This is a genomic window from Kitasatospora sp. NPDC048239 (genome assembly GCF_043202015.1).
Lineage (GTDB): Bacteria > Actinomycetota > Actinomycetes > Streptomycetales > Streptomycetaceae > Kitasatospora.
The window spans coordinates 104,103-128,676 of the sequence record NZ_JBICZP010000007.1 but is presented as its reverse complement, the minus strand read 5'-3'; the positions used below and the strand labels follow the sequence as shown (position 1 = coordinate 128,676).

Sequence of the window (24,574 nt, the reverse complement as noted above, 5' to 3'; positions counted from 1 at the left end):
CCCCGGCCTGGGGCGGGCCGGGGCACGGGCCTGTGCTCAGGCGGGCTGGCGGGCGGTGAGGCGCCGGTCGGCGAAGGTGAGGGCGCGCCGGTGGTAGGCGGGGGCGGTGCGGGCCAGGGAGAGGTTGTGGCCGGCGCCCTGGTGGTGGTGGACGGTGGCGGCGCCGGGCGGGAAGGCGGCGGTGAGGTCCTGGCCGTCCAGGTGCCACCAGGCCTCGTGGTCGGCGAAGGTCAGCCGCACGGGCACGTGGATGCGGGCGGCGAGGCGGGCGAAGCGGGCGGGCCAGGTGGCCAGTTCGCGGTTCTCCAGGGCGGGTACGGGGGTGAGCAGGCGGCGGGCGGCGTGGAAGGTGCCCGGCGGGTAGAGGTTGAGGGGGCCCCAGTTGAGGCGGGTGGCGCCGGCGGCGAGGGTCTCGGCCCGGTCCCAGGCGCCGGGGGCGTAGTGCTGGGCGAGGCCGGAGACGTCGACGCCCAGCAGCGGCGGCAGGTGCTCGGGCCAGTGCGCGGCGAGGTGCAGGGCGATCTTGCCGCCGAAGGAGTGGGCCAGCAGCAGGACGCCGGCGCCGACCGGGCGGGTGCGGGCGTAGTCGGCGAGGGCGGCGGCGATCGCGGTGCCCTGGTCGGCGATCAGGGCGCCGGCGGGCAGGTGGGGAGCGCTCGCGCCGTGGCCGGGGCGGTCGACGGCCAGCACGGTGAGGCCGTGGCGGGCGCCGTGGGCGAGCAGGCTGGTGGCCGGGTCGGCGGGGCCGTCGAAGTAGGCGGCGCGCATGCCGCGCCCGTGCACGGCCAGCACCAGCGCCCGGGGCTGCGCGGCGGGCTCGGCGACCAGTGCGGACAGCGGCAGGCCGCCGGCGTCGAGGGTGAGCGGGCGCGCGCTCACGGCGCGGCCGGGGCGGTGGTGCGGGCGGGGGCGGTGCGGGCGGCGTCGAGGGCGGCGAGCCAGCCGGGCAGGTCGGTGCTGCGCATCAGGGAGGTGCCGATCAGCAGGCCCGCGTAGCCGGCGTCCAGGAGGCGGGCGCCGTCGCGCGGGTCGGTGATGGCGCTGGCGCTGACGGGGGCGCGGGTGGCGGTGGCCTTGAGGGCGGGCAGCAGGAGCTCGCTGCGGGTGAGGTCGCCCGGGTCGCGTTCGCGGGTGCGGATGTCCTTGTTGTTGACGGCGACGACGCAGTCGCCGGCGTGGGGCAGGGCCGCGATCTCGGCTTCGCCGGTGACCTCGACGAAGGGGGTCAGGCCCTCGTCGAGGGCGGCGTTGACGAGTTTGTGGAGCTGGGCTGCGGAGAGCAGGGCCGCGGTGAGCAGCACGGCGCTGGCGCCCAGGCGCCGGGCGGTGGCGAGTTGGGCGGGCCGGGTGAGGAAGTCCTTCTGCAGGACGGGTAGTTCGGTGCGTTCGGTGACCTGGCGCAGCAGGTCGGGGGTGCCGCCGAACCAGCGGCCGGTGACGACGGACAGGCAGGGGGCGCCGGCCTGTTCGTAGCGGGTGACGAGGTCGTCGACGGTGCGGTGGGCGAGGAGGTCGCGGCCGTGGGGGTCGCGGAGTTTGATCTCCATGATCAGTGGGCGCCGGGCGGCGAGGAGGGCGTCGGTGAAGGTCATGCGGGCTGTTCCTCACGGTGCCAGGTGCGGGCGAGGGCGGTGACGGCGGCGGCGGTGAAGCGGCCGGCGGTGTCGCGGGCGGCGGTGTCGATGTCGGCGCCGCGGTAGAGGGGGTGGGCGGTGACGGCGCGGTAGGCGTGGTGGTTGTCGGGGGTGAGGCCGCCGGCCAGGAGGAAGGGGCGTTCCAGGCGGGGCAGCAGGGCCAGGACGTGGGCGGGGTCCAGGCGTTGGCCGGTGGAGCCGACGCGGCCGTCGGCGGTGGCGGTGTCGAGGAGGAACAGGTCGGTGCCGGCGCGCTGGTAGGCGCCGATGAGGGGGCGTTCCAGGCAGGCGGCGCCCTGCAGGTGGAGGACCTTGAGCAGGACGGCGTCGGGCAGGGCGGCGCGCAGGGCGCGGACCACGGCGGGGCTCTGGTAGGCGTGCAGCTGGATCCAGCGGATGCCGGTGGAGGCGGCGGCGGCGGCCAGGCGGGCGGGGTCGTCGAGGAAGGTGACGAGGGTGGGTTCGATGCCCTGGTCGCGGGCGGCGGCGGCCAGGTGGGCGAGTTGGGCGAGGGTGAGGTCGGCGGGGCCGCCGGGGATGCCGTACCACAGGCCTGCCAGGGTGGCGCCGTGGTCGGCGAGCAGGGCGAGGTCGGCCCGGGTGCGGGCCCCGCACACCTTGAGGTGGCGGGGCCCGGCGGTGCCGGTGTGCGGGGCCGGGGGCGTGGTGGTGGTCATTTGCCCAGGCCCAGCATGGAGGCGATGCGGTTGTACTGGATCTCGTTGCTGCCGGAGTAGATGGTGCCGGCGACCGCGTTGCGGACGTCCTTCTCCAGGCCGTACTCGGACATGTAGCCGTGGCCGCCGAAGACCTGGACGGCGGCGAGGCTGGTGGCGAGGTTGCTCTCGCTGGTGAGGAGTTTGGAGATGGCCATGTCGACGGTGACGTTCTCGCCCGCCTCCAGGCGCTGGGCGGTGTCGTAGAGCCACTTGCGGGCGGTCTCCAGGCGGATCTTGGTGTCGACGATCTTGTTGGCGACGGACTGGTAGGAGCCGATCGGCTTGCCGAAGGACATCCTGGTCTTGGCGTACTCGATGCAGCGGTCCAGGCGGTGCTGCATCTCGCCGACGTTGACGATGAAGGAGTAGAGGATCTCGCGTTTCATGACGTGGTCCAGGACCAGGAAGCCGCCGCCGACGCGGCCGATGACGCGGGTGGCGGGGACGCGGACCTCGTCGAGGTAGAGCTCGCTGAGCGGCGAGGTCCGCAGGCCCATCTTCTTCATCGGGCGCCCGACGGTGATGCCGGGGGTGTCGCGGTCCAGGAGGAAGGCGGTGACCCCGAGTGCGCCGCCCTGGGGGTGGGTGCGGGCGTAGACGACGACCACGTCGGCGACGGGCCCGTTGCTGACGAAGGTCTTGCTGCCCGTCAGGACGAAGCCGTCGCCGTCGCGTTCGGCGCGGGTGCGCATCTGCATGGCGTCGGAGCCGCCCTCGGCCTCGGTGATGGCGTGGGCGCCGATCGCCTCGCCGGAGGCGATGCGCGGCAGGTAGGCCTCCTTGAGGGCGGTGGAGCCGAAGGCCTGCAGGGGGACGCCGGTGGAGGCGAGGCTGGTGGTGACGGAGAAGTTGAGGCCTCCGTCGCGGCAGCCCTCCCCCAGGCCCTCCAGGACGTACATGGTGGTCAGCAGCGACTGGCCGAGCCCTCCGTACTGCTCGTCGAAGGGCAGGGAGAGGATGCCGGTCTTCTGGATCATGCGCCACTTGTCGAAGGAGAAGGTGCCCTCCTCGTCCTGGTCGATGTGGCCGGCGCTCAGGTCGTCGCTCCACCGGGCCAGGCCCTCGCGCAGGGCCGCCTGGTCGGCGTTCCAGCGGATCACGGGACTACCGCCTTCCTCCGGGCCCGGTCGGGCCCGGGGTACTGGGACCGGCTCTAGTAGGCGGAGGAGGAGTGGGCGTCGAGCTGGTGGACCTCGTCGCCCTGCAGGGCGGGGGCGAAGACGCACACCAGGCGCAGGTCCTCGTGGGGGGAGGCGACCAGGTAGTGGGCGTCGTGCTGGTCGAGGGCGTACATGCGCCCGGGGGTGATGGGGTGGGCGTTGCCGTCCAGGTCGATGACCTCCCCGGAGCCCGCGATGCAGTAGCAGGCCTCCATGTGGTTGCGGTACTCCAGGCGGGACTTGGTGCCGGCCCGCACGAGGGTGTCGGTGAGGCTGTAGCCGAGGCCGTCGCCGGCCAGCAGGAAGCGCCGGGACAGGCCGTTGCCCCACTCGACGGTCTTCACGTCTTCGAGGTCGCGGATGAGCATGGTGGTCTGCCTTTCACTCGGGGGTCGCTGAGGGTGTTGGGCGTGCTGGACGTGCTGGGTGTGCTGGGAGTTGCGGCGGTGCGGGTACTGCAAGCGGTGCGGGCGGTGCGGTTCCGGTCCGCGGGGGGCCGGAGGTCTCAGGGGGTGCGCAGGGTGCGCACGAAGGCCCGCAGGTCGGCGACGGTGTCGCGGCGCTGCTCCAGGGCCTGCTCGACGCGGGCGACGGCCGCGGAGCCGACGATGGCGGCGTGGGCGCCGGTGCGGGCGACGGCGGCGACGTCGGCGCCGTCGCGGACCCCGAAGCCGACCGCGACCGGCGCGCCGGTGCGCGCGCGCAGGGCGGCGACGGTGTCGGACAGGGCGCCGTGGCCGGCCGCCGGGGCGGTGCCGGAGCGGCCGTAGTGGGCGACCAGGTAGACGTAGGCGCCGGCGTGCTCGGCGGCGTCGGCGACCACGTGGTCGGCGGAGCCGTGGTAGCAGGTGGTGACCTGGGGCAGGTCCGCGGCGCGGGCGGCCTCGCGGTAGGCGGGGCGCAGCCGGGGCGGCAGGGCGTGGACGAGCAGGGCGTCGGCGCCGGCCTGGGCGATGGCGGTGGTGGCGGCGGCGGGGTCGTGGTGCTTGAGGCTGTGGCTCCAGTCGGCGAGCAGGGCGATGCGCAGGTGGCGCAGGTGCGGGCGCAGTTCGGCGAGGTGGGCCAGGACGGTGTCGAGGGTGGTGGCGTGGGCGAGGGCGCGGGCGGCGGAGCGGCGGATGACGGGGCCGTCGGTGGCGGAGTTCGGGAAGGGGACGGCGAGTTCGAGGACGTCGAGGCGTTCCTCGTCGAGCATCAGGATGAGGTCGGTGAGGGCGGGGGCGGGCGGGTCGCCGGCGTTGAGGAACAGGGCGAGGCCGGGTTGTCCGTCGGGGCGGGGCGGGAAGAAGGCGCGGGCGGGCGCGGGCGCTGCGGGTGTGGTGGTGGTGGCGGGCGCGGGTGTGGTGGTGGTGTCAGGCATGGGTGGCCGCCGGGGTGCGGGAGAGGCGTTCGGCCAGGGCGCGGGGGGCGCCGTCGGCGAGGGCGTCGAGGGCGGCGCGGTAGGCGGTGGGCCAGTGGGGGGTGTGGCCGCAGGCGACGGCGAGGGCGGCGGCGTTGAGGGCGATGGTGCGGGTGGCGGTGGGGTGGGCGCGGTGGGTGAGGGTGTCGAGGAAGTGGGTGGTGAGGCGCTCGGGGGCGGGGGCGAGGTCGGCGAGGGTGCCGGCGGCGTCGTCCAGGGCGTGGGCGGGCAGGTGGAGGGTGGTGTGGGGGGCGCCGGGGGTGTGGGTGTGCAGGGTGTTGTCGGCGAAGGGCAGGAGTTCGTCGGCGCCGGCGGTGTTGGCGGCCAGCCACAGGGTGCGGTCGGTGGTGTGGCGGGCCAGGGCGCGCAGGGTCTCCAGGGGTGCGGTGTGGGAGACGCCGGTGAGTTGGGCGCTGACGGGGACGGCGGCGAGGAAGGGGCCCAGGGCGTTGAGGAAGCGGCCGAAGGGCTTGAGGGGCAGGGGGTGGAGCAGGCGGGCCAGGCGGGTGAGGGGGGCGGGGTAGACGTGGGGGCCGGCGAAGGCGATGCCGTGGCGTTCGAGGTGGTCGGCGGTGTGGCGGTGGGAGGTGGTGAGGGGGATGCGCAGGCGGTCCAGCAGGTCGATGGAGCCGGCGGCGCTGGTGTAGGCGCGGGAGCCGGTTTTGACGACCCGTACGCCCAGGGTGGCGGCGGTGAGGGCGGCGGCGGTGGAGATGTTGAAGGTGGCGGGGCCGCCGCCGGTGCCGACGACGTTGACGGCGTGGGGGTGGACGGGGCCGGGGCGGGGGGCGCGTTCGGTCAGGGAGGTGGTCAGGGCGTGCAGGGTGTCCGGGTCGGGCAGGCGGGTGGTGAGGGAGGCCAGCAGGGCCGCCGCCTGGGCCCGGGCGCTGTCGCGGCCTGGGCCCGGGCGGCGTTCGTCCAGCTGGTCCCACCACGAGCGCCAGGTGTCGGCGTCGACCGGTTCGTGGCGCAGGAGTGTGGTGAGGGCCGGGTGCATGGGATCAGCCCGCGACCGGGGCGGGGGTGCGGCGCTGGGTGATGAAGGCGTCGATGGCGGCGACGGAGCGGAAGTTGTTGGGGTCGAGGTCGGTGTCGTCGACGGGCAGCTCGAAGCGGTCCTCGACCCAGGCGATGAGCTTGAGGACGCCGAGGCTGTCGATGACGCCGTCGGAGAGCAGGTCGTGGTCGTCGGCGAGCTGGTCGGCGCTGACGTCGGGCAGGAACTCCTCGATGAGGAAGCGCTTGATGGTGGCGGTGTTGCTCATGGTGTCCGGTTCTCCTCGGCTGGTGGGGCGGGTGGGACGGCGCGGACCGGGCGGTCCGGGCGCGGGTTGGTACGGGGTGGTGCGGGGTGGTGCGGTGTGGTGCGGGGTGGTCAGGCGGGGGCGGGGTCGACGGCCTTGCGGTCGACCTTGCCGGTGGGGGTCCTGGGCAGCGGGGTGTCGGTGATGGTCAGCTGGGCGGGGACGGCGGCGCGCGGCAGGCGCCGGGCCAGGTGTTCGCGCAGGACCAGGCTGTTGAGGGTGCTGCCGGGGGTGCGGTGGACGGCGGCGAGCAGGCGTTTGCCGGTGAGCGGGTCGGGGCGGGCGGCGACGGCGGCCTCGCGGACCTCGGGGTGTTCCAGCAGGACGCGTTCGATCTCGGCGGTGTTGACGGCGACGCCGCGGACCTTGACCTGGTGGTCGCTGCGGCCGGTGAGCAGCAGGCGTCCGGCCTCGTCGCGGGTGACGAGGTCGCCGGTGCGAAACCAGCGGCGTCCTTCGCCGGCGCCGGGCGGGTGGGTGGTGAAGCGGCCGCTGTCGCGGGCGCGGTCGAGGTAGCCGGCGGCCTGGAAGGGGGTGGAGACGTAGAGTTCGCCGCTGCCGGGGCCCTCCAGGGGCCGGCCCTGGTCGTCGACGAGCAGGGTGTGGACGCCGGGCAGGGGGCGGCCGATGGGCACGGGCAGGGCGGCGGTGGCGTCCAGGGTGTCCAGGGGGTGCAGGAAGCTGTCGTTGGTCTCGGTGCAGCCGTAGATGTTGTAGAGGCGGGCTGCGGGGAGCAGGGCGGGCAGCGCGGCGAGGGTGCGCCGGTCGATGGCGTCGCCGGTGAAGGCGGCGTGTTCGACGCTGTCGAGGACGGCGGCGGTGGGGCGGGCGGCCTCGGCGAGCAGGGCGTAGAACATGGGGACGGCCTGGACGACGTGGGGGCGGTGGTTGTGGAGCAGGGCGAGCAGGTGGCGGCCGTTGGCGGCGTGGTCGGGGTCGACGAGGACGACGTGGCCGCCGTGGGCGAGGGTGGCCCACACGTCGAGCAGGCACAGGTCGAAGTTGAGGGGGGCGTAGTTGAGGACGGTGCGCCCCGGTCCCAGGTCGAAGGTGTCGTGGGCCCAGGCGGTGAAGCGGTCGATGCCGCTCTGGGCGAGGGGGACGGTCTTGGGCAGGTCGGTGGAGCCGGAGGTGGTGAGCAGGAAGGAGGTGCCGGCGGCGAGGGTGGGGGCGGGTCGGGCGCCGGCGGGGGCGTCGGGCTGCGGCTGGTCGTGGGGGGCGAGGAGGTGGCGGGCGCCGGCCTGTTCGAAGAGGGCGGTGAGCAGGGCGGGGGCCAGGGCCGGGGAGGGCAGCAGGAAGGGGCGGCGCTCCAGCAGGCAGGCCAGGACGAGGGCGACGGCGCCGGGGGACTTGGGGGCGAGGACGCCCAGCGGTTCGCCGGGGGCGAGGTCGAGGGCGCTGAGGCGGGCGCGTTCGGTCTCGGCTGCGGCGGCCAGTTCGCGGTAGGTGGTGGTGTGGCCGTGCCAGGACAGAGCGGGGGCGTCGGGCTGCTGGCGGGCCTGGGCGGTGAAGGCGTCCGGGAGGGCGAGGGGCGGCGGTGTGGTGGTCATCGGGCGTCCTTGCGGGGCGGGGTGAGGGTGGCCCAGCCGGCCTTGACGGCGGCGCCGGTGTCGGTGGTGAGGGTGAAGCGCACGACGGCGGCGTCGTCGTGGGGGTGCAGGCGCAGGTGCAGGGCGGTGCCCGGGGTGACGGGGGCGGCGAAGCGGGCGCCGAGGCCGCTGATGCGGGTGGCGTCGCCGTCGGCGTAGCGGTCGGCGATCTCCTCGGCCGCGAGGGCGAGCAGGCTCATGCCGTGGGCGATGGCGGCGGGGAATCCGGCGGCGCGGGCGGCCTGGTCGTCGAGGTGGATGGGGTTGAGGTCGCCGGAGGCGTGGGCGTAGCGGTGGACGGCGGCGGTGTCGAGGGTGCGCAGGGTGGTGGCGGGTTCGCCGGGGGTGGTGCCGGGGACGGGGGCGGGCGGGATGTCGCCGAAGGGTTCGATGGTGCGGGCGCCCAGCAGCAGGGCGGAGGTGAGGAGTTCGGCGAAGACGGTGTCGTCGGCGCTGAGGCGGGTGCGCAGGGCCAGGCGGGTGCCGCGGGCCTCGCGGCGGGCGCCGAGGACGGTGAGGTGGGTGGTGACGTGTTCGCCGGCCCGTACGGGGCGGGTGGTGCGGATCTCCTGGCCGAGGTGGACGACGGCGACGGGGGCGCTCTCGTGGGCGGTGAGGGCGGTGACGGTGTGTTCGGCGAGGGTGTGGGCGAGGACGAAGGGGTGGACCGGTGAGGGGGCGCCGTCGCGGGCGGGGGGCAGGCCGGTGCGGGCGCAGGCCCGGTACTCGGCGAGCTCGCCGGCCGTGACGGTGCGCCGGGCGGTGCGCGGCCCGGTGTCCGGGGCTGCCGCGGGGGCCGTCGCGGTTGCGGGGGCCGGGGCGGGCTCGGTGTGCGGGGTCGTCGTCGTGGTCATGCTGGGGTCACCACCAGGGAGGAGTTGTGGCCGCCGAAGCCGAAGGAGTTGGACAGGGCCGCGCCGGTGGGCACGGGGCGCGGGGCGCGGTGGACGACGTCGATGTCCAGGCCCGGCTCGGTGTGCTCGTGGTTGGCGGTCGGGGGGACCTCGCCGCAGCGCATGGCCTGGACGGCGGCGATGAGTTCGACGGCGCCGGCGGCGCCGATCAGGTGGCCGGTGACGCCCTTGGTGGAGGTGACCGGTACCCGGTGGGGGCCGAAGACGGTGCGCAGGGCGGCCGCTTCGGCGCGGTCGTTGTGGACGGTGGAGGTGCCGTGGGCGTTGACGTGGGCGATGTCGCCGGGGGTCAGGCCCGCGTCGGCGATCGCGGCGCGCATGGCGTCGGCGGCCCCCGAGCCGTCGGGGCGGGGCATCGACAGGTGGTGGGCGTCGGCGGTGGCCGCGTAGCCGGCGAGCAGGGCGTAGGGGCGGGCGCGGCGGGCGCGGGCGTCCTCCAGGCGTTCCAGGACGAGGAAGCCGGCGCCCTCGCCCATCACGAAGCCGTCGCGGTCGGTGTCGAAGGGGCGGCTGGCGCGGGCGGGGTCGTCGTTGCGCAGGGAGACGGCGTTGAGGTTGCCGAACCCGGCGAGGGTGACGGGGGTGAGGGTGGCCTCGCAGCCGCCGGCCAGGACGACGTCGGCGCGGTGGGTCTGCAGGAGCAGCAGGGCGTGGCCGATGGCGTCGGCGCTGCTGGCGCAGGTGGTGGCGATGGTCAGGGCGGGGCCGTGCCAGTCCAGGCGCATGGCGATCTGGGCGGCGGCGGCGTTGGGCATGGTGACCAGCGGCATCAGCGGGTTGACCTTGGCGGGGCCGTGGCTGGTGTAGTGGGCGGACTCGCGGTCGCTGGTGGTGCGTCCGCCGACCGCGTTGCCGACGATGATGGCGGTGCGCCCGGGCGGGGCCTGGGGGTGGCCGGCGTCGCGGTGGGCGGCGAGGGCGGCGAGGGTGCCGTAGTGGGCGAAGGGGTCCAGGCGGCGGGCGTCCTTGGCGGGCAGCCGCTCGGCCTCGGCGAGGGCGGCCTGGTCGAGGCCGCGCACGCGGCAGCCGATGCGCACGCGGTGGCGTTCGAGGCCGAGGTGGTCGAGGGCGGCGGCGGTGGAGGTGCCGGCGCGCAGGGCGGTCCAGAAGTCGCCGGGGGTGGATCCGGCGGGGCTGACCACGCCGAGGCCGGTGATGGCGATCTCGGGCCTGGCTGGGCGGGGTGCCATGGGTGTCTCCCTTCCGGCGCGCGGGTGGTGGCGGCCGATCGGATCGAGCCGGGCGGAGCGGACCTGGGCCCGCCGGGCCGGGCGGACCGGGCCCGCGCGGGTCGCGGGCGGCGGGTCAGATCAGGCCGGTCTGGCGGGCGGCGGGTCAGATCAGGCCGGTCTGGCGGGCGGCGGTGAGGAACGCCTCGGCGGCGAAGTCGATGTCGGCGGGGGTGTGGCGGGCGGTGACGGCGATGCGCAGCCGGGCGAGGTCGTTGGGCACGGCGGGGGTGACGACGGGCAGGCCGATGACGCCGGCCTTGCGGCAGGCGGTGGCGTAGTCGTAGGCGGCGTCGTCGGAGCCGGCGATGACGGGGATGACGGCGGTCTCGCTGGCCATGGTGCGGATGCCGGCCTGGTTGAGGGCGGTGCGCAGGCGCTGGGCCTGGGTCTGGATGTGGGTGACGCGCTCGGGTTCGCGGCGCAGGATGCGCAGGGACTCCAGTGCGGCGGCGGCCTGGGCGGGGGCGAGGGCGGCGGAGAAGAGGAAGGGGCGGGCGGCGTACTTGAGGTGGCCGATGAGGTCGGCGCTGCCGGCGATCCAGCCGCCCATGGAGGGGATGGCCTTGGAGAGGGTGCCGAGTTTGATGTCGACGCGGTGGCGGTGGCCGAAGTGCTCCTCGATGCCGCCGCCGGCCTCGCCGATGACGCCCAGGGCGTGGGCCTCGTCGACCATCAGGAGGGCGTTGTGGGCGTCGCAGACGGCGCGCAGCTCGGGCAGGGGGGCGATGTCGCCGTCCATGGAGTAGACGCTGTCGACGACGACCAGGCGCACGCCGCGCGGGTCGGCGGCCTTGAGGCGGCGCTCCAGGTGCTCGACGTCGTTGTGGCGGAAGCGGGTGACGGTGGCGCCGCTGAGGCGGCAGCCGTCGACGATGCTGGCGTGGTCGTACTTGTCGATCAGGACGGTGTCGCCGGGGCCGACGATGCCGCCGATGGTGCCGACGTTGGCGGCGTAGCCGGAGCCGAAGACCAGGGCCTGTTCGCGGCGGGCGAAGCTGGCGACCTCGGCTTCGAGCTCCTCGTGCAGGGGGATGGTGCCGGCCAGGGCGCGCACGCCGTGGTTGCCGGTGCCGTAGAGGTCGACGGCGGCCTTGGCGGCGGCGACGACGCGTTCGTCGCCGGCCAGGCCGAGGTAGCTGTAGCCGGACATCATCAGCAGGCGCTCGCCGTCGAGGTCGGCGTAGGCGCTGTCGCGTTCGACGGTGTAGGCGACGAAGCTGTTGCGGCGGGAGGGGTCGGACTCCAGTGCGCTCACACGGTTGCGGGTGGCGGCCAGTTTCGGCTCGAGTCGGTCCCATCCTCCGGTTGCGTTCACGTGCCTTCTCCTCATCGACGTCGCGGCGCGGCGGAATTGTCTTCGGCGGTGGTGCGGGGTGTTCCGGGGGCGGTGCTTTTGTCCGGCGGGCGGCGCCCGGGTGTTTCGCCGGATGGCGCCGGCGCGTTTCGGGTGCCGGCGCGTTTCGGGTGCCGGTGTGTTTCGGGTGCCGGTGTGTTTCGGCGGTTTCTTCTTGAGGCCTTCACCGGGGTCGCTCAAGGATGGCTACATTTCTACGGCAGGGCGCGCAAGGCGCGCGCAATACCGCCCTGGTGGGGCTCTGACGTGCGGAAACCGGACGGGTACGACACATCGCGGGGCCGGTTGGGAATGTTGGGCGCCCGGTGTTGACATCGCGCAAGCGGGCGAATGTATGGTCAAAATCCGTCGAAACCGAGCGGGTTTATCGACGTTTCCGGTCCAGGGTTTCCAGAGCTCTCAGTTGGGGGTTGGGGCACGTGAACGGTTTCCGGAGAGATGGCGTGGACGGCAGAGCGGGGGCGGTGTCGTGCTGATCAGGCTTGCGGGTCTCGTGACGATCGAGCACCCCGGGTGCGCTCCGCAGCACCTGTCGAGTGCGCAGGCGCAGGTGGCGTTCGCGCGCCTGGTGCTGGAGCGGGCCGCGGGCACCAGCCGCGACCACCTCGCGGACACGGTGTGGCCGGACGGGCTGCCCGACACGTGGGCGTCGGCGCTGCGCAGTGTGGTGTCGCGGGTGCGGGCGTTCGTGGCGGCGCCGGGGCAGGCGCCGGGGGTCACCCCGCTGATCGCGCAGGGCGGCCGGTACGTGCTGCGGCTGCCCGAGGACGCGGCGGTGGACCTGGAGGCCGCGGAGTCGGCGGTCGGGGAGGCCGGGGAGGCGCTGGGCGCGGGCGCGTTCGCGGTGGCGCAGCAGCTGGCGTCGGGGGCGATCGCGAATCTGCGCGGCTCGTTCCTGCCCGACCACGAGGGCGAGTGGGTGAACGGGGTGCGCGAGCACGTGGACGAGTTGCGGATGTCGGCGCTGGAGACGGCGAGCCTGTCGGCGTCGGCGCTGGGCGAGGAGCACCACGCGCTGCGGTTCGCGGACGAGGCGGTGCGCCGGGCGCCGTTCCGGGAGAGCGCCTACCGGTGCCGGATGGCGGCGCTGGCGGCGGCCGGGAACCGGGCGGAGGCGCTGCGCTGCTACCAGCAGTTGCGGCGGGTACTGGTGGAGGAGCTGGGGATCGATCCGGCGCCCGAGACGCAGGAGCTGTATCTGGAGCTGCTGCGCACGCCGGCGCCGGTGGCGGAGGCGCCGGTGGCGGTGCGGGCGGTGGATCCGGTGCTGATGGGGATCTTCGAGCCGCTGGTGACGCGTCCGGCGCCGGTGCCCGCTCCGGGGCGGGTGGGCCGGGCGGCCTGAGGGCCTGCGCGGCCTGACGGTCCGACAGCGGCCGGGCGTCCGGGTCCCCTTGGGTGGGGGTCCGGGCGCCCGGCCGTTGTTGCGGACCTGTTGCGGGCCGCCCGGGGCGGCGGCGCGAAGGGGCGTTGCCGTAGTAGCGTCGTCGCCCGGCAGGGCGGTGCGGGTCGTCGGGAGAGGGGTGGTGGGGCGTGGTGCGGGCCCGGGGCGGTGTGCGGGTGCTGGCGCATCCGGGGGTGGAGCAGGTGGGGGTGCAGCAGGTGCTGGAGGCGCTGGCGGACCCGGCGCGGCGCTCGGTGGTGCGCCGGCTGGCGCATGCCGGGTGCGATCTGAGCTGCGGGTCGTTCGACCTGCCGGTGTCGCGTTCGACGTCGACGCACCATTTCAACGTGCTGCGCGAGGCGGGGCTGGTGCGCCAGTACTACGTGGGGACGATGAAGATGAACGCGTTGCGCTCCGAGGAGTTGGAGGGGCGCTTTCCGGGCCTGCTGGCGGCGGTGGTCGCGGCGGCGGACGCCGAGGCCGGGCGGCAGCGGCCCGCGCCGGGCGGGCCGGGGCCGGGGGCCTGACGCCGGGGGCCGAGCGCGGGGGCCTGACGGGGGGCCTGGCGGGGGGCGGTTGCGGCGGGGTCAGTGCCGGACGGTGACGACGATCTTGCCGACCTGGGCGTTGGACTCCAGGTAGCGGTGGGCGTCGGCGATGTCGTCGAGGCCGTCGAAGACCCTGTCGACCAGCGGGGCCAGGGTGCCCGTGTCCAGGCCCGCGGTGATGAACGCGACGGCGCGGCGCAGCCGTTCGGGGTCGGTGGCGACCTCGAAGACGGTGTAGAAGCGGCTGGTGATCGGGGCGAAGGTGTCGGCGCCGGGCAGCGGGGTGGGGCGGGGGTCCAGGCGTCCGTAGACGATGAGGGCGCCGCCGGGGGCCAGGGCGCGGGCGAGGTCCTCGACGCCCGGTCCGCTGACGGGGTCGAAGGCGGTGCGGGCGCCGCGTCCGGCGGTGATGGCGGCGACCTCGGCGGGCAGGTCCTGTTCGCCGGTGACGATGACGTGGGCGGCGCCGGCGTCCAGGAGCTGCTGGCGCTTGGCGCGGGTGCGGGTGGTGGCGATGGGGACGGCGCCCAGGTGGCGGGCGGTGCGGATGGCGGCGAGGCCGACGCTGGAGGAGGCGGCGGTGATCAGGGCGTGGTCGCCGGGGCGCAGGTGCCCGTCGGCGGCCAGGGCGCCGTAGGCGGTGAGGTAGGGCATCCACAGGGCGGCGGCCTGGACCGGGTCCAGGCCGCGGGGGCGGTGGACGGTGGCGGCGGCGGGGACGAGGACGAGGTCGCCGTAGGTGGGGTAGTCGTTCTGGGAGAAGACCGGCAGGACGTCGACCCGCTCGCCCGGGGCGAAGCCCTCGACGCCCGGGCCGAGCGCGTCGACGGTGCCGACGGCCTCGCAGCCCAGGCCCGAGGGCAGTCGGGGGCTGGTGAGGTAGGCGCCGGTGCGGAAGAGCACCTCGGCGCGGTTGAGGCCGATCGCCTCGACCCTGATCCTCAGCTCCCCCGGGCCGGGGGCGGGGGTCTCGACGTCGCGGACGGTGAGGACCTCCGGTCCGCCGGTGCGCTCGAACAGTACGGCCCTGGCCATGGTGGCGCTCCCCTGGTGTGTCGCGTGCCGGCCGTGTCGCGCGCCGGCTGCATGTGTGCCGGCCGTGTCGCGTGCCGGTCGGGAACCCACCAAACCCCTTGTTCCGAGAACTGTCAAACTTCGATGGTTCTCGGAACAAGGTGCGGGGCACGGGTGTTGACGCACCGTCACGGACGGGGTGGGGCTGCTACCAGGTGGCGCCGCCGGGCTGGCGGGTGGTGGCGTTGATGCGGTTGAAGAAGTTGGTCAGGCTGATCCACAGCACCAGGCTCGCGAGCTGCTTCTCGTCGTAGTGCGCGGCGGCGGCGTCCCACACCTCGTCGGGCACCACGGCCCGGTCCGCCAGGCGGGTGACGTGCTCGGCGAGTTCGAGCGCGGCGCGCTCGGCGTCGGTGAAGTAGGGGGCCTCGCGCCAGGCGGCGACCGCGTGCAGCCGCTCGTCGCTCTCGCCGTTCTTCTTCGCGCTGGCCACCCCGCCGATCACGCAGTAGCTGCAGCCGTTGACCTGGCTGGCGCGCAGGTGCACCAGCTCCAGGGTCGACTCCGCCACCCCGCCCTTGCGGGCGGCCTTCGCCACGGCGAGGATCGCCGGCATCGCCTCGGGGATGACGACGGCGGGGTTGGCCATACGGGCGTCGGTGTTCATGGTCTCGCTCCCTGGTTCGCGTTCGTGCTGTCCCCTCTTTGACGGAACGCGGCGCGCGAGTGTGACAGGGGGCGCGGAAAACTTTCCCGGCCCCCTCCCCCGGCCTGACCCCCTCCCCCGGTCCGGCCGCCTCGCCTGGCGGCCGGACCGGGGGCTCGCGTCGCCGGGAAGGGTTCGGTGCCGGTTCGGGATACGGGCGTTGGCGAACTCCGGGCGGGGGCGGGGGCGTTCAGGGCCGGAGGGTGGTGATGGTGATCGGGTGGGCGGTCCAGCGGGTGAGCCCGCCGACGTAGAGGGTGGTGCTCCAGTGGCCGCCGCAGGCGAGGCAGCGGGCGACGCCCTCGCCGCCGCCGGGGCCGATGCAGGAGCGGATGAAGTCGCGGTGGGCCTCGCGCACGGGCAGTTCGCGCACGTGCCCCCACAGGACGGGGAGCGCGTGGTCGAGGCCGGGGAAGAGGGCGGGCGCCATGATGCCCGCGATCCCGGCCCGGACGGTGGTCACGCGGCGGCCGCCTCGGGGGCGATGTGGCACCAGACGAACTTGCCGATGCCGCCCCGGCGCGGGCAGCAGCCCCAGCTCTGCGCCAACTCGTGGACGAGGAGCAGCCCCCGGCCGGCCTCGCCGCACTCCAGGGCGTCGCGCAGTGCGGGCCGCCCGCTGTCGGCGTCGTGCACCTCGATGCGCAGGAGGTCGCGGGCGAGCCCGAAGCGGATCTGGATGAGGCGCCCCCGGGCCGTACGGGCGTGCTGGACGGCGTTGGTGACCAGCTCGGAGAGCAGCAACTCGCCGGTGGGGAGCAGGTTTTCGCCGTCCGGGTGGCCGGCGAGGAAGCGGCGCAGCTCCCGGCGGGCCGCGTTCGGGGACTTCCGGTGCCGGGGAAGCCAGCAGGCGTGCTCGGTGGGGGCGGTGGAGACGGTTTCAGGCATGGCGGGGCCACCTCGGGGTGCGGGATGAAGCCGGCTGAAGAAGGCATGGGAATGCCCGGGCGAGAAGTCCACGGTGATCACTTTGTGCTGATCATGGGACTACGCCAAGTAGCATGCTCTGGAAAGAAGTCCATCTGCAACTTGCTTAATGGAAATGTTCCAAGATCTTTTTTTGGGGCGTATGATCTGTGGCTAAACCGGCGTGATGGAGCATCAGATGAGCCAAGCGCGACCTACAGTGCGCCGCAGAAGGCTGGCAGCTGCTTTGGTCAGACTGCGGGAGGAGGCTGGCAAGTCTCCCGAGAGTGCGGCGGAGCGCATCGGCTGTCATCGCTCGAAGATCAGTCGGATAGAGAACGCCAGGCTGGGCATCTCACTCGGAGAACTGCGCGACCTGCTGACGTTCTACGGCGTGGAAGACCAGGACCGCGTGGAGGAACTGGTCGCACTTGCCCGTCGCGGTCGTGAGCCTGGATGGGTGCAGCGGGCGAGTTTGGCGCGGCCGTCCTACTCGGACTTCATCGACTACGAGGAGACGGCTGACTACATCAGGTCATTTGAGAACATGCTGATCTCGGGCCTGTTGCAGACGCCCGACTACGCTCGCGCGGTGATGCAGGCCAAGCCTTCCGGACTGACTGCCGAGCAGGTGGATGCCTTGGTGGCTGCTCGCATGGAGCGGCAGCAGGTGCTGAACAGATCCGATCCTCCCCGTCTTTGCGTGATCGAAGGCGAGTCGGCGCTGCGTGTTCAGGTGGGCGGATCGAAGACGATGGCCGGGCAACTCGACAAGCTGGTGGAGATGGCCGAGCATCCCTATGTGGAGCTCCAGGTCCTGCCGGACCGAGCCGGTGCCCATGCCGGACTGATGGGATCGTTCGTGATGTTCGGCTTCCCTTCGTCCGGCTACTCCGACGTCGTCTGTGTGGAACACCGGACGGGGACGCTCTACATGGAGACGTCGGCCGAGATCGATGAGTACACGTTGATCTTCGACTCCCTCCGCTCAATCGCCTTGAGTCCGGCCGACAGTCTCGACATGATCGCTCAGGTACGGCAGAAGTACTGAGCTTCGAGCAAGGGATGGGTGAGTCGTGGCTGGAGATTCCGAGTGGCACAAGAGCACGTACAGCGGTCAGGGCGGGAACTGTGTTGAGACACAGGTCAGGCTGATGGCGACAGCGGTCCGGGACTCCAAGGACCCGGAGGGGCCGGCTCTGCTCTTCTCGGCCGAGGCGTGGACGTCGTTCCTCGCAGGGGTCAAGTCCGGCGACCTTCCGACCTCCTGAACCAACACGGAGGCACCCCGCCCGGCGTTCGCGCCGACACTGTCGGCGAACTGCGCCTCGCCGCTCTGCGCGGCGAGGCGCAGTTGCGTCAGGGGAGGGTGGCGAGAGGACGCCCGACCGCCCGGGCGCCGAGGCGGGAGAGGTTGATCGCAGCGGCTGTAGCCGACGAGTTCGCCAACAGTGCCGACGGGGACCGGGCGGGCGGCGGTCAGGTCAGGGAGCGGACGGCGAGGGCCAGGCGGCGGGCGGCCTCGGCGAGGTCGCCGGGCTCGGCGGTGGCGGCGAAGGCCAGGCGCAGGTGGGCGGCGGGGGCCTCGGCGGGGAAGTAGCCGGTGCCGGCATCCACGCACACCCCGTGGGCGCGGGCGGCCTCGGCGAGGGCGGTGTCGGTGAGGGCGGGCGCCAGGCGCAGCCACAGGTGCAGGCCGCCGGCCGGGGGGTGGGCGGGGGCGAGGTCGGGCAGTTCGCGGGCCAGTGCCCCGCTCAGGGCGGTGCAGCGCTCGCGCAGTGCGGTGGCGAGTGCGCGCAGGTGGCGTTCCCAGGCGGGGGTGCTGAGGAGTTCGACGGCGGCCTCCTGCAGGGGGCGGGCGATGAAGAAGTCGTCGACGCGGCGCATCGCCTGCAGGCGGTGCATGACCGGGCCGCGGGCGATCAGGGCGCCGATGCGCAGGCTGGGCGAGGCGGGTTTGGTCAGCGAGGTCAGGTGGATGACGGTGCCGTCGCGGTCCTCGGCGGCCAGCGGGGGCGCCAGCGGGCGGCCGTGGCCGAGGTGGCGGGCGAAGTCGTCCTCGATGAGGAACGCCCCCGCGGCGCGGGCCACGTCGACGACCTGGCGCCGGCGCCCGGGGGCGAGGGCGGCGCCGGTGGGGTTGTGGACGGTGGGCTGGCAGTAGAGCAGCCGGGCGCCGGTCATGGCGAAGGCCTCGGCGAGCAGGTCGGGGCGCAGGCCCTCGGCGTCGACGGGGACGGGTACCGGGCGCAGGCCGGCGGCGCGGGCGGCGGCCAGGGCGCCGGGGTAGGTGGGCGATTCCACCAGGACCGGGGCGCCGGGTGCGGCGACGGCGCGGAAGAGCATCGACAGCGCGCCCTGGCCGCCGCCGGTGATCAGGACGTCCTCGGGGCCGGCGCCGGTGGCGCTCAGGCGGGCGAACAGGGCGCGCAGCGGGGCGAGGCCGGCGGCGGGGGCGCGGTGCCAGGCGTCGGGGCGGCGGGCGGCGCGGGCCAGTGCCGCGCCCAGTGCCCGGGTGGGCTGGAGGTTCTCGTGGAGGTAGCCGCCGCACAGGGCCAGCGCTCCGGCGGGCGGCGGGGCCGGGGGGGTGTCCTCCTGCGGCCAGGGCCCGCCCTGGCCGCGGCCGGGGTCGTGGGGGGAGGCGGACAGGGCCAGGGCCTGCCAGGAGGTGTCCGGTGCGCCGCGGCCGCGGTCCGGGCGGCGCGGGGCGGCGTAGGTGCCGCTGCCGGGGCGGGTCACCACCAGTCCCTCGGCGGCGAGTTGGGCGATCGCGCGGGAGACGGTGACCGGGCCGACGCCGTGCCGGGCGATCATGTCGCGGCTGCTGGGCAGCCGGTCGCCGGGGGCGAGTGCGGCGACCTCCGCGCGCAGGATCGCCACCAGGCTTTCAGTACTGCTACTGTCGGACATGAAGATACATGATAGCGCTTTCGCGTCGGTGCAGGAACCGCTCCTCGATGTCGGGGCCCTGCGCGCCGACACCCCCGGCTGCGCCTCGGTGGTCCACTTCAACAACGCGGGCTGCGGCCTGATGGCCCGTCCGGTGCTGCGGGCGGTCCTGGACCACCTGGAGCTGGAGGCCGCCGTCGGCGGCTACGAGGCCGCCGCCGCGCGCGCCGCGAACATCGCCGATTTCCACGCCTCGGTGGCCGAGCTGCTGGGCACCCGCCCCGCCAACATCGCCTTCGCCGCCAGCGCCACCCACGCCTACGCCAAGGCCCTGTCGGCGATCGACTTCCGGCCCGGCGACACCGTCCTGACCACCCGCAACGACTTCGTCTCCAACCAGATCGCCTTCCTCGCGCTGCGCCGGCGCCACGGGGTGCGCATCGTGCACGCCCCCGACCTGCCCGACGGGTCCGGCGTCGACGTGGCGGCGATGGCCGCGCTGATGCGCCGCTACCGCCCGCGCCTGGTCGCCGCCACCCACGTGCCCACCAACTCCGGCCTCGTCCAGCCGGTGGCCGAGATCGGCCGCCACTGCCGCGCGCTGGACCTGCTGTACCTGGTCGACGCCTGCCAGTCGGTGGGCCAGCTGCCCGTCGACGTCGAGGAGATCGGCTGCGACCTGCTCACCGCCACCTGCCGCAAGTTCCTGCGCGGGCCGCGCGGCTCGGGCTTCCTGTACGCCTCCGACCGCGTCCTCGCGGCGGGCTACGAGCCGCTGTTCATCGACATGCACGGCGCGCGCTGGACCGGGCCCGACACCTACCGCCCGCTGGAGGGCGCGGCCCGCTTCGAGGAGTGGGAGTTCCCCTACGCCACCGTGCTGGGCTGCGCGGAGGCCGTGCGCTACGCGCTGCGCCTGGGCGTGGAGCCGGTGGCCCGGCGCACCCCGGCGCTGGCGGCGCGCCTGCGCACCCGGCTGGCCGAGGTGCCCGGGGTGCGGCTGCTGGACGGCGGCCCGGCGCCCGCCGCGCTGGTCACCCTCGCCGTCGAGCGGGCGCAGCCGCGGCCGTTCAAGGCCGCGCTGGACGCGCGCGGCATCAACTCCGCGCTCAGCTTCCGGGAGTTCGCGCAGTTCGACTTCGCCGACAAGGACGTCCAGTGGTGCCTGAGGCTGTCGCCGCACTACTACAACACCGAGGACGAGGTCGACACCGTCGCCGGCGCCGTCGCCGAACTCGCGGGCGCCGCCCGGTGACCCGCTCCCCCGCCGCCGCGGGCCGAACCGGCGGCGCCGCGGACCGGGCGCCGGCGCCGGAGCCGGGCCTGTGGCACAACCGCGACTTCCTGGTCTTCTGGCTCGGCGAGACGCTCTCCCTGCTCGGCTCCCAGGTCACCGCCCTGGCCCTGCCGCTGACCGCGATCCGCGCGTTCGGCGCCGACGACGAACAGGTCGGGCTGCTGCGCTTCCTGCAGCTCGCCCCCTACCTGCTGCTGGCCCTGCCGATCGGCGTCTGGAGCGACCGGATGCGCCGGCGCCCGCTGATGATCGGCGCCAACCTCGCCCGGCTGCTGCTGGTCTCCCTCGTCCCGGTGCTGTACTGGCTGCACGCCCTGGACCTGGGCCTGCTGCTGGTGATCGCCTGCGCCGTCGGCACCGCCTCGGTGGCCTACGACGTCAGCTGGATGTCCTACGTGCCGGTCCTGGTGCGCAGCCGGGCGCACTACGTGGAGGCCGGCGCCAAGATGAGCGCGAGCTCCTCGGGCGCCGACGTGGCCGGGCCGGGGCTGGCGGGCCTGCTGGTCTCCGCGCTCGGCGCGCCGGTGGCCCTGGTGGCGGACGCCTGCTCCTACGCGCTGTCGCTGCTGACGCTGCTGCTGATCCGCGCCCCCGAGCCGGCGCCCGCACCGGTCGCCCGGCGCCACCTGGGGCGCGAGCTGCGCGAGGGGCTGGGCTGGGTGATGGGCGAGCGCGTGCTGCGGGCGCTGGCGCTGGTCGGGTTCTGCTGCAACTTCTCCATGGTCACCGTGTGGACGATGTTCCTGCTGCACGCCGCCAACGACCTGCACCTGTCCGCGGCGGCGCTGGGCGCGGTTTTGGCCACCGCCTCGCTGGGCGGGCTGGCGGGCGCGCTGCTCTCGCGCCGGATCATCGCGCGCTTCGCGCTGGGGCGGGTCTACGCCACCGCCCAGTCGGCCCTGCTGCTGGGCCCGGTCCTGATCGCCGCGGCCGCCGGGCCCCGCCCGGTGGTGCTCGCGCTGTACGTGGTGTCCTTCTTCACCACCTACCTGGGCCTGGGGGTGGCCGGGGTCGTCATCGTGAGCCTGCGCCAGAGCCTGACCCCGCAGGCGATGATGGGGCGGATGACGGCGGCGTTCCGCACCCTGCTGTTCGGCGGCGGCGCCCTGGGCGGGCTGTGCGCGGGACTGCTCGCCGGGCGCATCGGCGCCGCCCACGCGCTGGTGGTGGCCGCCGTGGCCTCGGCCGCCGTCGTGCCCGCCCTGATCGCCTCCCCCGTCAGCCGCCTGAAGGCGCTGCCCGAGGCCGCCCTGCCCGAGGCCGACCCGGCGGCCCCGGCCCAGGTGTGATGACCCGTGAGGGCGGGGCCGGGCGTGCGGGCGGGCCGGTGCACTCCGGAGTGCACCGGCCCGGCCGGACCCGGGCGGGGGGCGGCGCCCGCTCAGGTGATCGACACCCCGCTGTCGATGCTCAGGACCTGGCCGGTCATGCAGTCCTGGTCGAGGAAGAGGCCGATCGCGCGGGCCACCTCCTCGGGGGTGACGAAGCGCGGCACCGGGGCCTTGTCGCGCATCGCGTCGATGACGTGGGCGGGCAGGGTGTCCGTCATCGGGGTGATCATGAAGCCCGGTGAGAGGGCGTTGACGGTCACCCCGCGCCGCCCGCACTCCGCGGCCAGGGTGCGGGTCAGGCCGATCAGCCCCGCCTTGGAGGCGGAGTAGGCGGTCTGCCCGGCGGTGGCGATCAGCCCGGAGGGGGAGACGATGTTGACGATCCGCCCCCAGCGCGAGCGCAGCATCGCCGGCACGCACGCCCGGGCGGTGTGGAACGCGCCGACCAGGTTGGTGTCGATCACGCTGCGCCACTGCTCGGGGTTCTGCATCGCCATCAGGGAGTCCTTGCGGATCGCCCCGTTGTTGACCAGCACGTCCACCGGGCCCAGCCGCTCGGCGACCTGCTCGTACAGGGCGCTGGTCTGCGCCCAGTCGCCGACGTCGCCGGTGACGACGACGCAGTCGTTGACGAGCTTGTCCGCGACGGCCTCGGCCTGGGCGCGGGAGCTGTTGTAGTGCACCGCCACCCGGCAGCCCAGCGCGTCCAGTTCCACCGCCAGCGCCTGGCCCAGGCCGCCGGAGGCGCCGGTGACCAGGGCCACCGGGTGTTCGGGGCGTACGCCCTGGGCCCTGGTGCTCATCGCGCCCCTCCCCACTTCAGCAGGACCGAGCCCCACGTCATCCCCGCCCCGAACCCGGCGAGCAGCACGTGCTGGCCGGCCTGGATGCGCCCGGCGTCCAGCGCCTCCGACAGGGCGATGGGAATCGACCCCGAGGCGGTGTTGCCGTACTTCTCCAGGTTGGTGACCAGCCGGTCGGCGGGGATGCCGGTGTGGTTCAGCACCGAGTTGATGATCCGGATGTTCGCCTGGTGCGGCACGATGTGGTCCACGTCCGCCGGGGCCAGCTTCGCCGACTCCAGCGTCTCGCGCACCGTGCGCACCGTGTAGCGCACCGCGTTGAGGTAGATCTCGTTGCCGTTGATCTGCGCGTAGTGCAGGCCGCGCCGGACGGTGTCCTCGGTGGTGGGCATCCGGCTGCCGCCGGCGGGCACCTTGAGGCTGTCCTTGCAGGTGCCGTCGGCGCCCAGGTTCCACGCCAGCATCCGGTTCTCCGGGCCCGGCTGCAGGACGATCGCGCCCGCCCCGTCGCCGACCAGGATCGACAGGTCCCGGTCGGCGGGGTTGGCGGTCAGCGTGTGCGTGTCGGAGCCGATCAGCAGGATCGGGCGCGGGTCCAGGTGCATCAGACCCGCCGCCGTCACCAGCCCGTACACGAACCCGGCGCACTCGGAGTTGACGTCGTGTGCGCTGCCCGCGATGCCCAGGGCCTCGTGGACGAACGCCGACGTCGCCGGCGAGGGCTGCTCGGGGGTGGCGGTGGCCACGATCAGGTGCGCGATGTCCGCCCCCGTCAGCCCCGCCCGCTCCAGGGCCCGGCGCCCGGCCTCGACGGCCATCGAGGCGGTGCTCTGGCCGGGCCCGACCGCCCGGCGCTCACGGATGCCGCACCGGGAGACGATCCAGTGCTCGTCCACGCCGAAGCGCTTGGCGAGCTGCGCGCTGGTGACCACGCGCTCGGGCACGGAGATCCCCCACCCGGTGATGTCGAAGCCGCTCATCCGGGCGCCCTCCTAGGCGCTCTGCTGCGGCACGAGCGCCAGGATCCGCTCGTGGACGACCCGCAGGGTGGTGGTGTCGTCGATGTCCGCGAACAGCGACTCGTCCGCGGGGATGTGCGGGTACTGGTTCTGGAAGCCGTAGAGCCACTCCATCAGGTCCAGGGAGTCGACGTCCGCGATGTGCTGCAGCGCGGCGTCCGCGTCGATCTCCTGTGCGCCCGAGACCGCCTGCAGCTGGCCGGCCAGGTCCTCGATGGTGGGGATGTCGGACATGAGCGTGATTCCTTCCGTCAGCGCCGGCAACCATGCCTGCGTCGATGCCGCCGGGCCATCTCGTCGTCCCGGGCCTTGCCACGCATGGAACCGGTCGCGGCGCAACCGCTGAGCAAGCCCGGCGGCCGCGGGCGCCTTGCGCCCGCCTTGCGAGGCGCGCGCTTTCCTCAAACCCGAATCCCGCCCCTGCCCCCAGCCCCTGCGCGCACCCCGCCACCCATCACAAGGAGCCCCGCATGACCACCGTCGAGGCCAAGTCCATCAACCCGGACGTCGAGGCGATCCGCCACCACTACGAGGTCGGCAACGACCTCTACCGGCTCATCCTGGGCCCCACCATGATGTACTCCGGCGGCTACTGGGAGGACGGCGAGGACCTCGTCGCCACCCTCGACGAGGCCCAGGAGCGCAAGCTCGACGCCTTCGTCGACCTCGCCGGCGCCGCCGGGGCCGCCAAGGTCCTGGACATCGGCTGCGGCTGGGGCACCATGCTCAACCGCCTCACCACCGTCCACGGCGTCCAGCAGGCCGTCGGCGTCACCCTCTCGCGCACCCAGGCCGACTTCGTCGCCGCCATCAACAACCCCGCCATCGAGGCGAAGGTCGAGAGCTGGGAGGACCACAAGGCCGACGGCGAGCCCTACGACGCCGCGTTCTGCATCAACGCCCTGGAGCACTTCGTCCTGTCCAGCCTCACCCCCAAGGAGCGCACCCAGCGCTACCGCGTCTTCTTCAAGCAGGTCCACTCCCTGCTCAGGCCCGGCGCCCGGTTCGTCCTGCACACCATGACGGTGGAGAACCCGCCGCTGCGCCGCCAGCTCCTGGACGACCTGAAGTTCCTGCAGCGCGAGGAGTTCGAGGGCTGCCACATCCCGCGCCTGCCCGAGCTCGCCGCCGGCCTCGACGGCCTCTTCGAGGTCACCGAGATCCGCAACGAGCCGGAGTCCTTCGCCCGCGCCTGCCGCGCCTGGCTGGAGCTGCTCGCCGCCCGCCGCGAGGAGGCCGTCGCCCTGGAGAGCGAGGAGACCGTCGCCCGCTTCGAGCGCTACCTCGACATCTTCGCCTACACCCTCGAGGACCACGTCTTCAACAACTTCCGCGTCACCCTGACCCGGCGGGCCTGAGGGGAGCGCGCACC

27 protein-coding genes are annotated in these 24,574 nt (G+C 74.3%); 7 read left to right on the top strand and 20 right to left on the bottom strand.

Annotation, left to right across the window (positions count from 1 at the left end; genetic code table 11):
• Positions 1-36: 36 nt before the first annotated feature.
• The 12 genes from ACGFZP_RS20830 to ACGFZP_RS20775 all read right to left on the bottom strand — a co-directional run bounded on the left by ACGFZP_RS20830 (position 37) and on the right by ACGFZP_RS20775 (position 11,266).
• Entirely contained in the window at positions 37-879 is an 843-nt protein-coding gene (locus ACGFZP_RS20830) for an alpha/beta hydrolase (protein ID WP_392934957.1), read from the bottom strand.
• On the bottom strand, positions 876-1,592 hold the full coding sequence (locus ACGFZP_RS20825) for an indole-3-glycerol-phosphate synthase (RefSeq protein WP_392934955.1): 717 nt from the start codon (positions 1,590-1,592) through the stop codon (positions 876-878). The genes ACGFZP_RS20830 and ACGFZP_RS20825 overlap by 4 nt, the downstream gene beginning before the upstream one ends.
• On the bottom strand, positions 1,589-2,311 hold the full coding sequence (locus ACGFZP_RS20820) for an N-(5'-phosphoribosyl)anthranilate isomerase (protein WP_392934952.1): 723 nt from the start codon (positions 2,309-2,311) through the stop codon (positions 1,589-1,591). The genes ACGFZP_RS20825 and ACGFZP_RS20820 overlap by 4 nt, the downstream gene beginning before the upstream one ends.
• Positions 2,308-3,453 carry an acyl-CoA dehydrogenase family protein gene (locus ACGFZP_RS20815; RefSeq protein ID WP_392934950.1) on the bottom strand — a complete coding sequence of 382 codons (1,146 nt, stop codon included), beginning with the start codon at positions 3,451-3,453 and terminating at the stop codon, positions 2,308-2,310. The genes ACGFZP_RS20820 and ACGFZP_RS20815 overlap by 4 nt, the downstream gene beginning before the upstream one ends.
• 53 nt (positions 3,454-3,506) lie before the next feature.
• Entirely contained in the window at positions 3,507-3,881 is a 375-nt protein-coding gene (locus tag ACGFZP_RS20810) for an ectoine synthase (RefSeq protein WP_392934947.1), read from the bottom strand.
• Between the two features lie 137 nt (positions 3,882-4,018).
• Entirely contained in the window at positions 4,019-4,873 is an 855-nt protein-coding gene (gene trpA / locus ACGFZP_RS20805; RefSeq protein WP_392934945.1) for a tryptophan synthase subunit alpha, read from the bottom strand.
• Positions 4,866-5,909: a hypothetical protein gene (locus ACGFZP_RS20800; protein WP_392934943.1), complete on the bottom strand. Its 1,044-nt coding sequence runs from the start codon at positions 5,907-5,909 to the stop codon at positions 4,866-4,868. The genes trpA and ACGFZP_RS20800 overlap by 8 nt, the downstream gene beginning before the upstream one ends.
• 4 nt (positions 5,910-5,913) lie before the next feature.
• Entirely contained in the window at positions 5,914-6,177 is a 264-nt protein-coding gene (locus ACGFZP_RS20795) for an acyl carrier protein (RefSeq protein WP_387944146.1), read from the bottom strand.
• A gap of 110 nt (positions 6,178-6,287) precedes the next feature.
• A complete protein-coding gene (locus ACGFZP_RS20790) occupies positions 6,288-7,766 on the bottom strand; it encodes an AMP-binding protein (RefSeq protein ID WP_392934939.1) in 1,479 nt (492 codons plus the stop codon).
• Positions 7,763-8,659: a MaoC/PaaZ C-terminal domain-containing protein gene (locus ACGFZP_RS20785; protein ID WP_392934936.1), complete on the bottom strand. Its 897-nt coding sequence runs from the start codon at positions 8,657-8,659 to the stop codon at positions 7,763-7,765. Before ACGFZP_RS20785 ends, ACGFZP_RS20790 begins: the two co-directional genes overlap by 4 nt.
• Positions 8,656-9,909 carry a beta-ketoacyl-[acyl-carrier-protein] synthase family protein gene (locus tag ACGFZP_RS20780; RefSeq protein ID WP_392934933.1) on the bottom strand — a complete coding sequence of 418 codons (1,254 nt, stop codon included), beginning with the start codon at positions 9,907-9,909 and terminating at the stop codon, positions 8,656-8,658. The genes ACGFZP_RS20785 and ACGFZP_RS20780 overlap by 4 nt, the downstream gene beginning before the upstream one ends.
• Before the next feature lie 145 nt (positions 9,910-10,054).
• On the bottom strand, positions 10,055-11,266 hold the full coding sequence (locus tag ACGFZP_RS20775; protein ID WP_392934930.1) for an aminotransferase class I/II-fold pyridoxal phosphate-dependent enzyme: 1,212 nt from the start codon (positions 11,264-11,266) through the stop codon (positions 10,055-10,057).
• A 532-nt stretch (positions 11,267-11,798) separates the two neighbouring features.
• Between ACGFZP_RS20775 and ACGFZP_RS20770 the strand changes: the two genes are divergently transcribed.
• Together ACGFZP_RS20770 and ACGFZP_RS20765 are read left to right on the top strand one after the other, a co-directional pair.
• On the top strand, positions 11,799-12,650 hold the full coding sequence (locus tag ACGFZP_RS20770) for a BTAD domain-containing putative transcriptional regulator (RefSeq protein WP_392934928.1): 852 nt from the start codon (positions 11,799-11,801) through the stop codon (positions 12,648-12,650).
• Between the two features lie 248 nt (positions 12,651-12,898).
• On the top strand, positions 12,899-13,216 hold the full coding sequence (locus ACGFZP_RS20765) for an ArsR/SmtB family transcription factor (RefSeq protein WP_392934925.1): 318 nt from the start codon (positions 12,899-12,901) through the stop codon (positions 13,214-13,216).
• A 60-nt stretch (positions 13,217-13,276) separates the two neighbouring features.
• Here ACGFZP_RS20765 and ACGFZP_RS20760 read toward each other — a convergent pair whose 3' ends face one another.
• From ACGFZP_RS20760 to ACGFZP_RS20745, 4 genes are all read right to left on the bottom strand, one after another.
• The gene (locus ACGFZP_RS20760) at positions 13,277-14,272 is read right to left on the bottom strand and encodes a zinc-dependent alcohol dehydrogenase family protein (protein WP_392934922.1); all 996 of its coding nucleotides are present in this window, start codon (positions 14,270-14,272) and stop codon (positions 13,277-13,279) included.
• Between the two features lie 187 nt (positions 14,273-14,459).
• Entirely contained in the window at positions 14,460-14,918 is a 459-nt protein-coding gene (locus tag ACGFZP_RS20755) for a carboxymuconolactone decarboxylase family protein (protein ID WP_392934920.1), read from the bottom strand.
• 229 nt (positions 14,919-15,147) lie between these two features.
• Positions 15,148-15,420 (bottom strand): hypothetical protein, encoded by a 273-nt coding sequence (locus ACGFZP_RS20750; protein ID WP_392934917.1) that lies wholly within the window; start codon positions 15,418-15,420, stop codon positions 15,148-15,150.
• Entirely contained in the window at positions 15,417-15,845 is a 429-nt protein-coding gene (locus ACGFZP_RS20745) for an ATP-binding protein (RefSeq protein ID WP_392934915.1), read from the bottom strand. The genes ACGFZP_RS20750 and ACGFZP_RS20745 overlap by 4 nt, the downstream gene beginning before the upstream one ends.
• 205 nt (positions 15,846-16,050) lie before the next feature.
• Here ACGFZP_RS20745 and ACGFZP_RS20740 point away from each other — a divergent pair, with 205 nt between their 5' ends.
• Complete coding sequence (locus tag ACGFZP_RS20740) at positions 16,051-16,914, top strand: helix-turn-helix domain-containing protein (RefSeq protein WP_392934912.1); 864 nt, start codon at positions 16,051-16,053, stop codon at positions 16,912-16,914.
• A 25-nt stretch (positions 16,915-16,939) separates the two neighbouring features.
• On the top strand, positions 16,940-17,134 hold the full coding sequence (locus ACGFZP_RS20735) for a DUF397 domain-containing protein (RefSeq protein ID WP_392934908.1): 195 nt from the start codon (positions 16,940-16,942) through the stop codon (positions 17,132-17,134).
• 208 nt (positions 17,135-17,342) lie between these two features.
• On the opposite strand, the gene ACGFZP_RS20730 is transcribed toward ACGFZP_RS20735, so the two are convergent.
• Positions 17,343-18,773 (bottom strand): PLP-dependent aminotransferase family protein, encoded by a 1,431-nt coding sequence (locus tag ACGFZP_RS20730; protein WP_392934905.1) that lies wholly within the window; start codon positions 18,771-18,773, stop codon positions 17,343-17,345.
• Here ACGFZP_RS20730 and ACGFZP_RS20725 point away from each other — a divergent pair.
• Together ACGFZP_RS20725 and ACGFZP_RS20720 are read left to right on the top strand one after the other, a co-directional pair.
• Complete coding sequence (locus ACGFZP_RS20725) at positions 18,772-20,007, top strand: aminotransferase class V-fold PLP-dependent enzyme (RefSeq protein ID WP_392934902.1); 1,236 nt, start codon at positions 18,772-18,774, stop codon at positions 20,005-20,007. The two genes, ACGFZP_RS20730 and ACGFZP_RS20725, sit on opposite strands and share 2 nt — an antisense overlap.
• Entirely contained in the window at positions 20,004-21,338 is a 1,335-nt protein-coding gene (locus tag ACGFZP_RS20720; protein WP_392934899.1) for an MFS transporter, read from the top strand. Before ACGFZP_RS20725 ends, ACGFZP_RS20720 begins: the two co-directional genes overlap by 4 nt.
• Positions 21,339-21,430: 92 nt before the next feature.
• Here the strand turns inward: ACGFZP_RS20720 and ACGFZP_RS20715 are convergent, their stop codons facing one another.
• From ACGFZP_RS20715 to ACGFZP_RS20705, 3 genes are read right to left on the bottom strand one after another with little or no spacing between them, the layout of a single operon-like run.
• Entirely contained in the window at positions 21,431-22,183 is a 753-nt protein-coding gene (locus ACGFZP_RS20715) for an SDR family oxidoreductase (protein ID WP_392934896.1), read from the bottom strand.
• Positions 22,180-23,163, bottom strand: coding sequence for a 3-oxoacyl-ACP synthase III family protein (locus ACGFZP_RS20710; protein WP_392934894.1), 984 nt, complete (start codon positions 23,161-23,163; stop codon positions 22,180-22,182). The genes ACGFZP_RS20715 and ACGFZP_RS20710 overlap by 4 nt, the downstream gene beginning before the upstream one ends.
• A 12-nt stretch (positions 23,164-23,175) precedes the next feature.
• On the bottom strand, positions 23,176-23,436 hold the full coding sequence (locus ACGFZP_RS20705; RefSeq protein WP_387944172.1) for a hypothetical protein: 261 nt from the start codon (positions 23,434-23,436) through the stop codon (positions 23,176-23,178).
• A 236-nt stretch (positions 23,437-23,672) separates the two neighbouring features.
• Here ACGFZP_RS20705 and ACGFZP_RS20700 point away from each other — a divergent pair, with 236 nt between their 5' ends.
• Positions 23,673-24,560, top strand: a complete 888-nt coding sequence (locus ACGFZP_RS20700) for a class I SAM-dependent methyltransferase (protein WP_392934891.1) — start codon at positions 23,673-23,675, stop codon at positions 24,558-24,560.
• The last annotated feature ends 14 nt before the right edge of the window (positions 24,561-24,574 follow it).

Coding starts and splice junctions, on each gene's coding strand:
- ACGFZP_RS20825 (WP_392934955.1), bottom strand. CDS start 1,592: ATGACCTTCACCGACGCCCTCCTCGCCGCCCGGCGCCCACTGATCATG.
- ACGFZP_RS20700 (WP_392934891.1), top strand. CDS start 23,673: ATGACCACCGTCGAGGCCAAGTCCATCAACCCGGACGTCGAGGCGATC.
- ACGFZP_RS20755 (WP_392934920.1), bottom strand. CDS start 14,918: ATGAACACCGACGCCCGTATGGCCAACCCCGCCGTCGTCATCCCCGAG.
- ACGFZP_RS20790 (WP_392934939.1), bottom strand. CDS start 7,766: ATGACCACCACACCGCCGCCCCTCGCCCTCCCGGACGCCTTCACCGCC.
- ACGFZP_RS20785 (WP_392934936.1), bottom strand. CDS start 8,659: ATGACCACGACGACGACCCCGCACACCGAGCCCGCCCCGGCCCCCGCA.
- ACGFZP_RS20710 (WP_392934894.1), bottom strand. CDS start 23,163: ATGAGCGGCTTCGACATCACCGGGTGGGGGATCTCCGTGCCCGAGCGC.
- ACGFZP_RS20730 (WP_392934905.1), bottom strand. CDS start 18,773: ATGTCCGACAGTAGCAGTACTGAAAGCCTGGTGGCGATCCTGCGCGCG.
- ACGFZP_RS20810 (WP_392934947.1), bottom strand. CDS start 3,881: ATGCTCATCCGCGACCTCGAAGACGTGAAGACCGTCGAGTGGGGCAAC.
- ACGFZP_RS20745 (WP_392934915.1), bottom strand. CDS start 15,845: ATGCCTGAAACCGTCTCCACCGCCCCCACCGAGCACGCCTGCTGGCTT.
- ACGFZP_RS20715 (WP_392934896.1), bottom strand. CDS start 22,183: ATGAGCACCAGGGCCCAGGGCGTACGCCCCGAACACCCGGTGGCCCTG.
- ACGFZP_RS20740 (WP_392934912.1), top strand. CDS start 16,051: ATGGAGCATCAGATGAGCCAAGCGCGACCTACAGTGCGCCGCAGAAGG.
- trpA (WP_392934945.1), bottom strand. CDS start 4,873: ATGCCTGACACCACCACCACACCCGCGCCCGCCACCACCACCACACCC.
- ACGFZP_RS20725 (WP_392934902.1), top strand. CDS start 18,772: ATGAAGATACATGATAGCGCTTTCGCGTCGGTGCAGGAACCGCTCCTC.
- ACGFZP_RS20795 (WP_387944146.1), bottom strand. CDS start 6,177: ATGAGCAACACCGCCACCATCAAGCGCTTCCTCATCGAGGAGTTCCTG.
- ACGFZP_RS20820 (WP_392934952.1), bottom strand. CDS start 2,311: ATGACCACCACCACGCCCCCGGCCCCGCACACCGGCACCGCCGGGCCC.
- ACGFZP_RS20705 (WP_387944172.1), bottom strand. CDS start 23,436: ATGTCCGACATCCCCACCATCGAGGACCTGGCCGGCCAGCTGCAGGCG.
- ACGFZP_RS20760 (WP_392934922.1), bottom strand. CDS start 14,272: ATGGCCAGGGCCGTACTGTTCGAGCGCACCGGCGGACCGGAGGTCCTC.
- ACGFZP_RS20800 (WP_392934943.1), bottom strand. CDS start 5,909: ATGCACCCGGCCCTCACCACACTCCTGCGCCACGAACCGGTCGACGCC.
- ACGFZP_RS20780 (WP_392934933.1), bottom strand. CDS start 9,909: ATGGCACCCCGCCCAGCCAGGCCCGAGATCGCCATCACCGGCCTCGGC.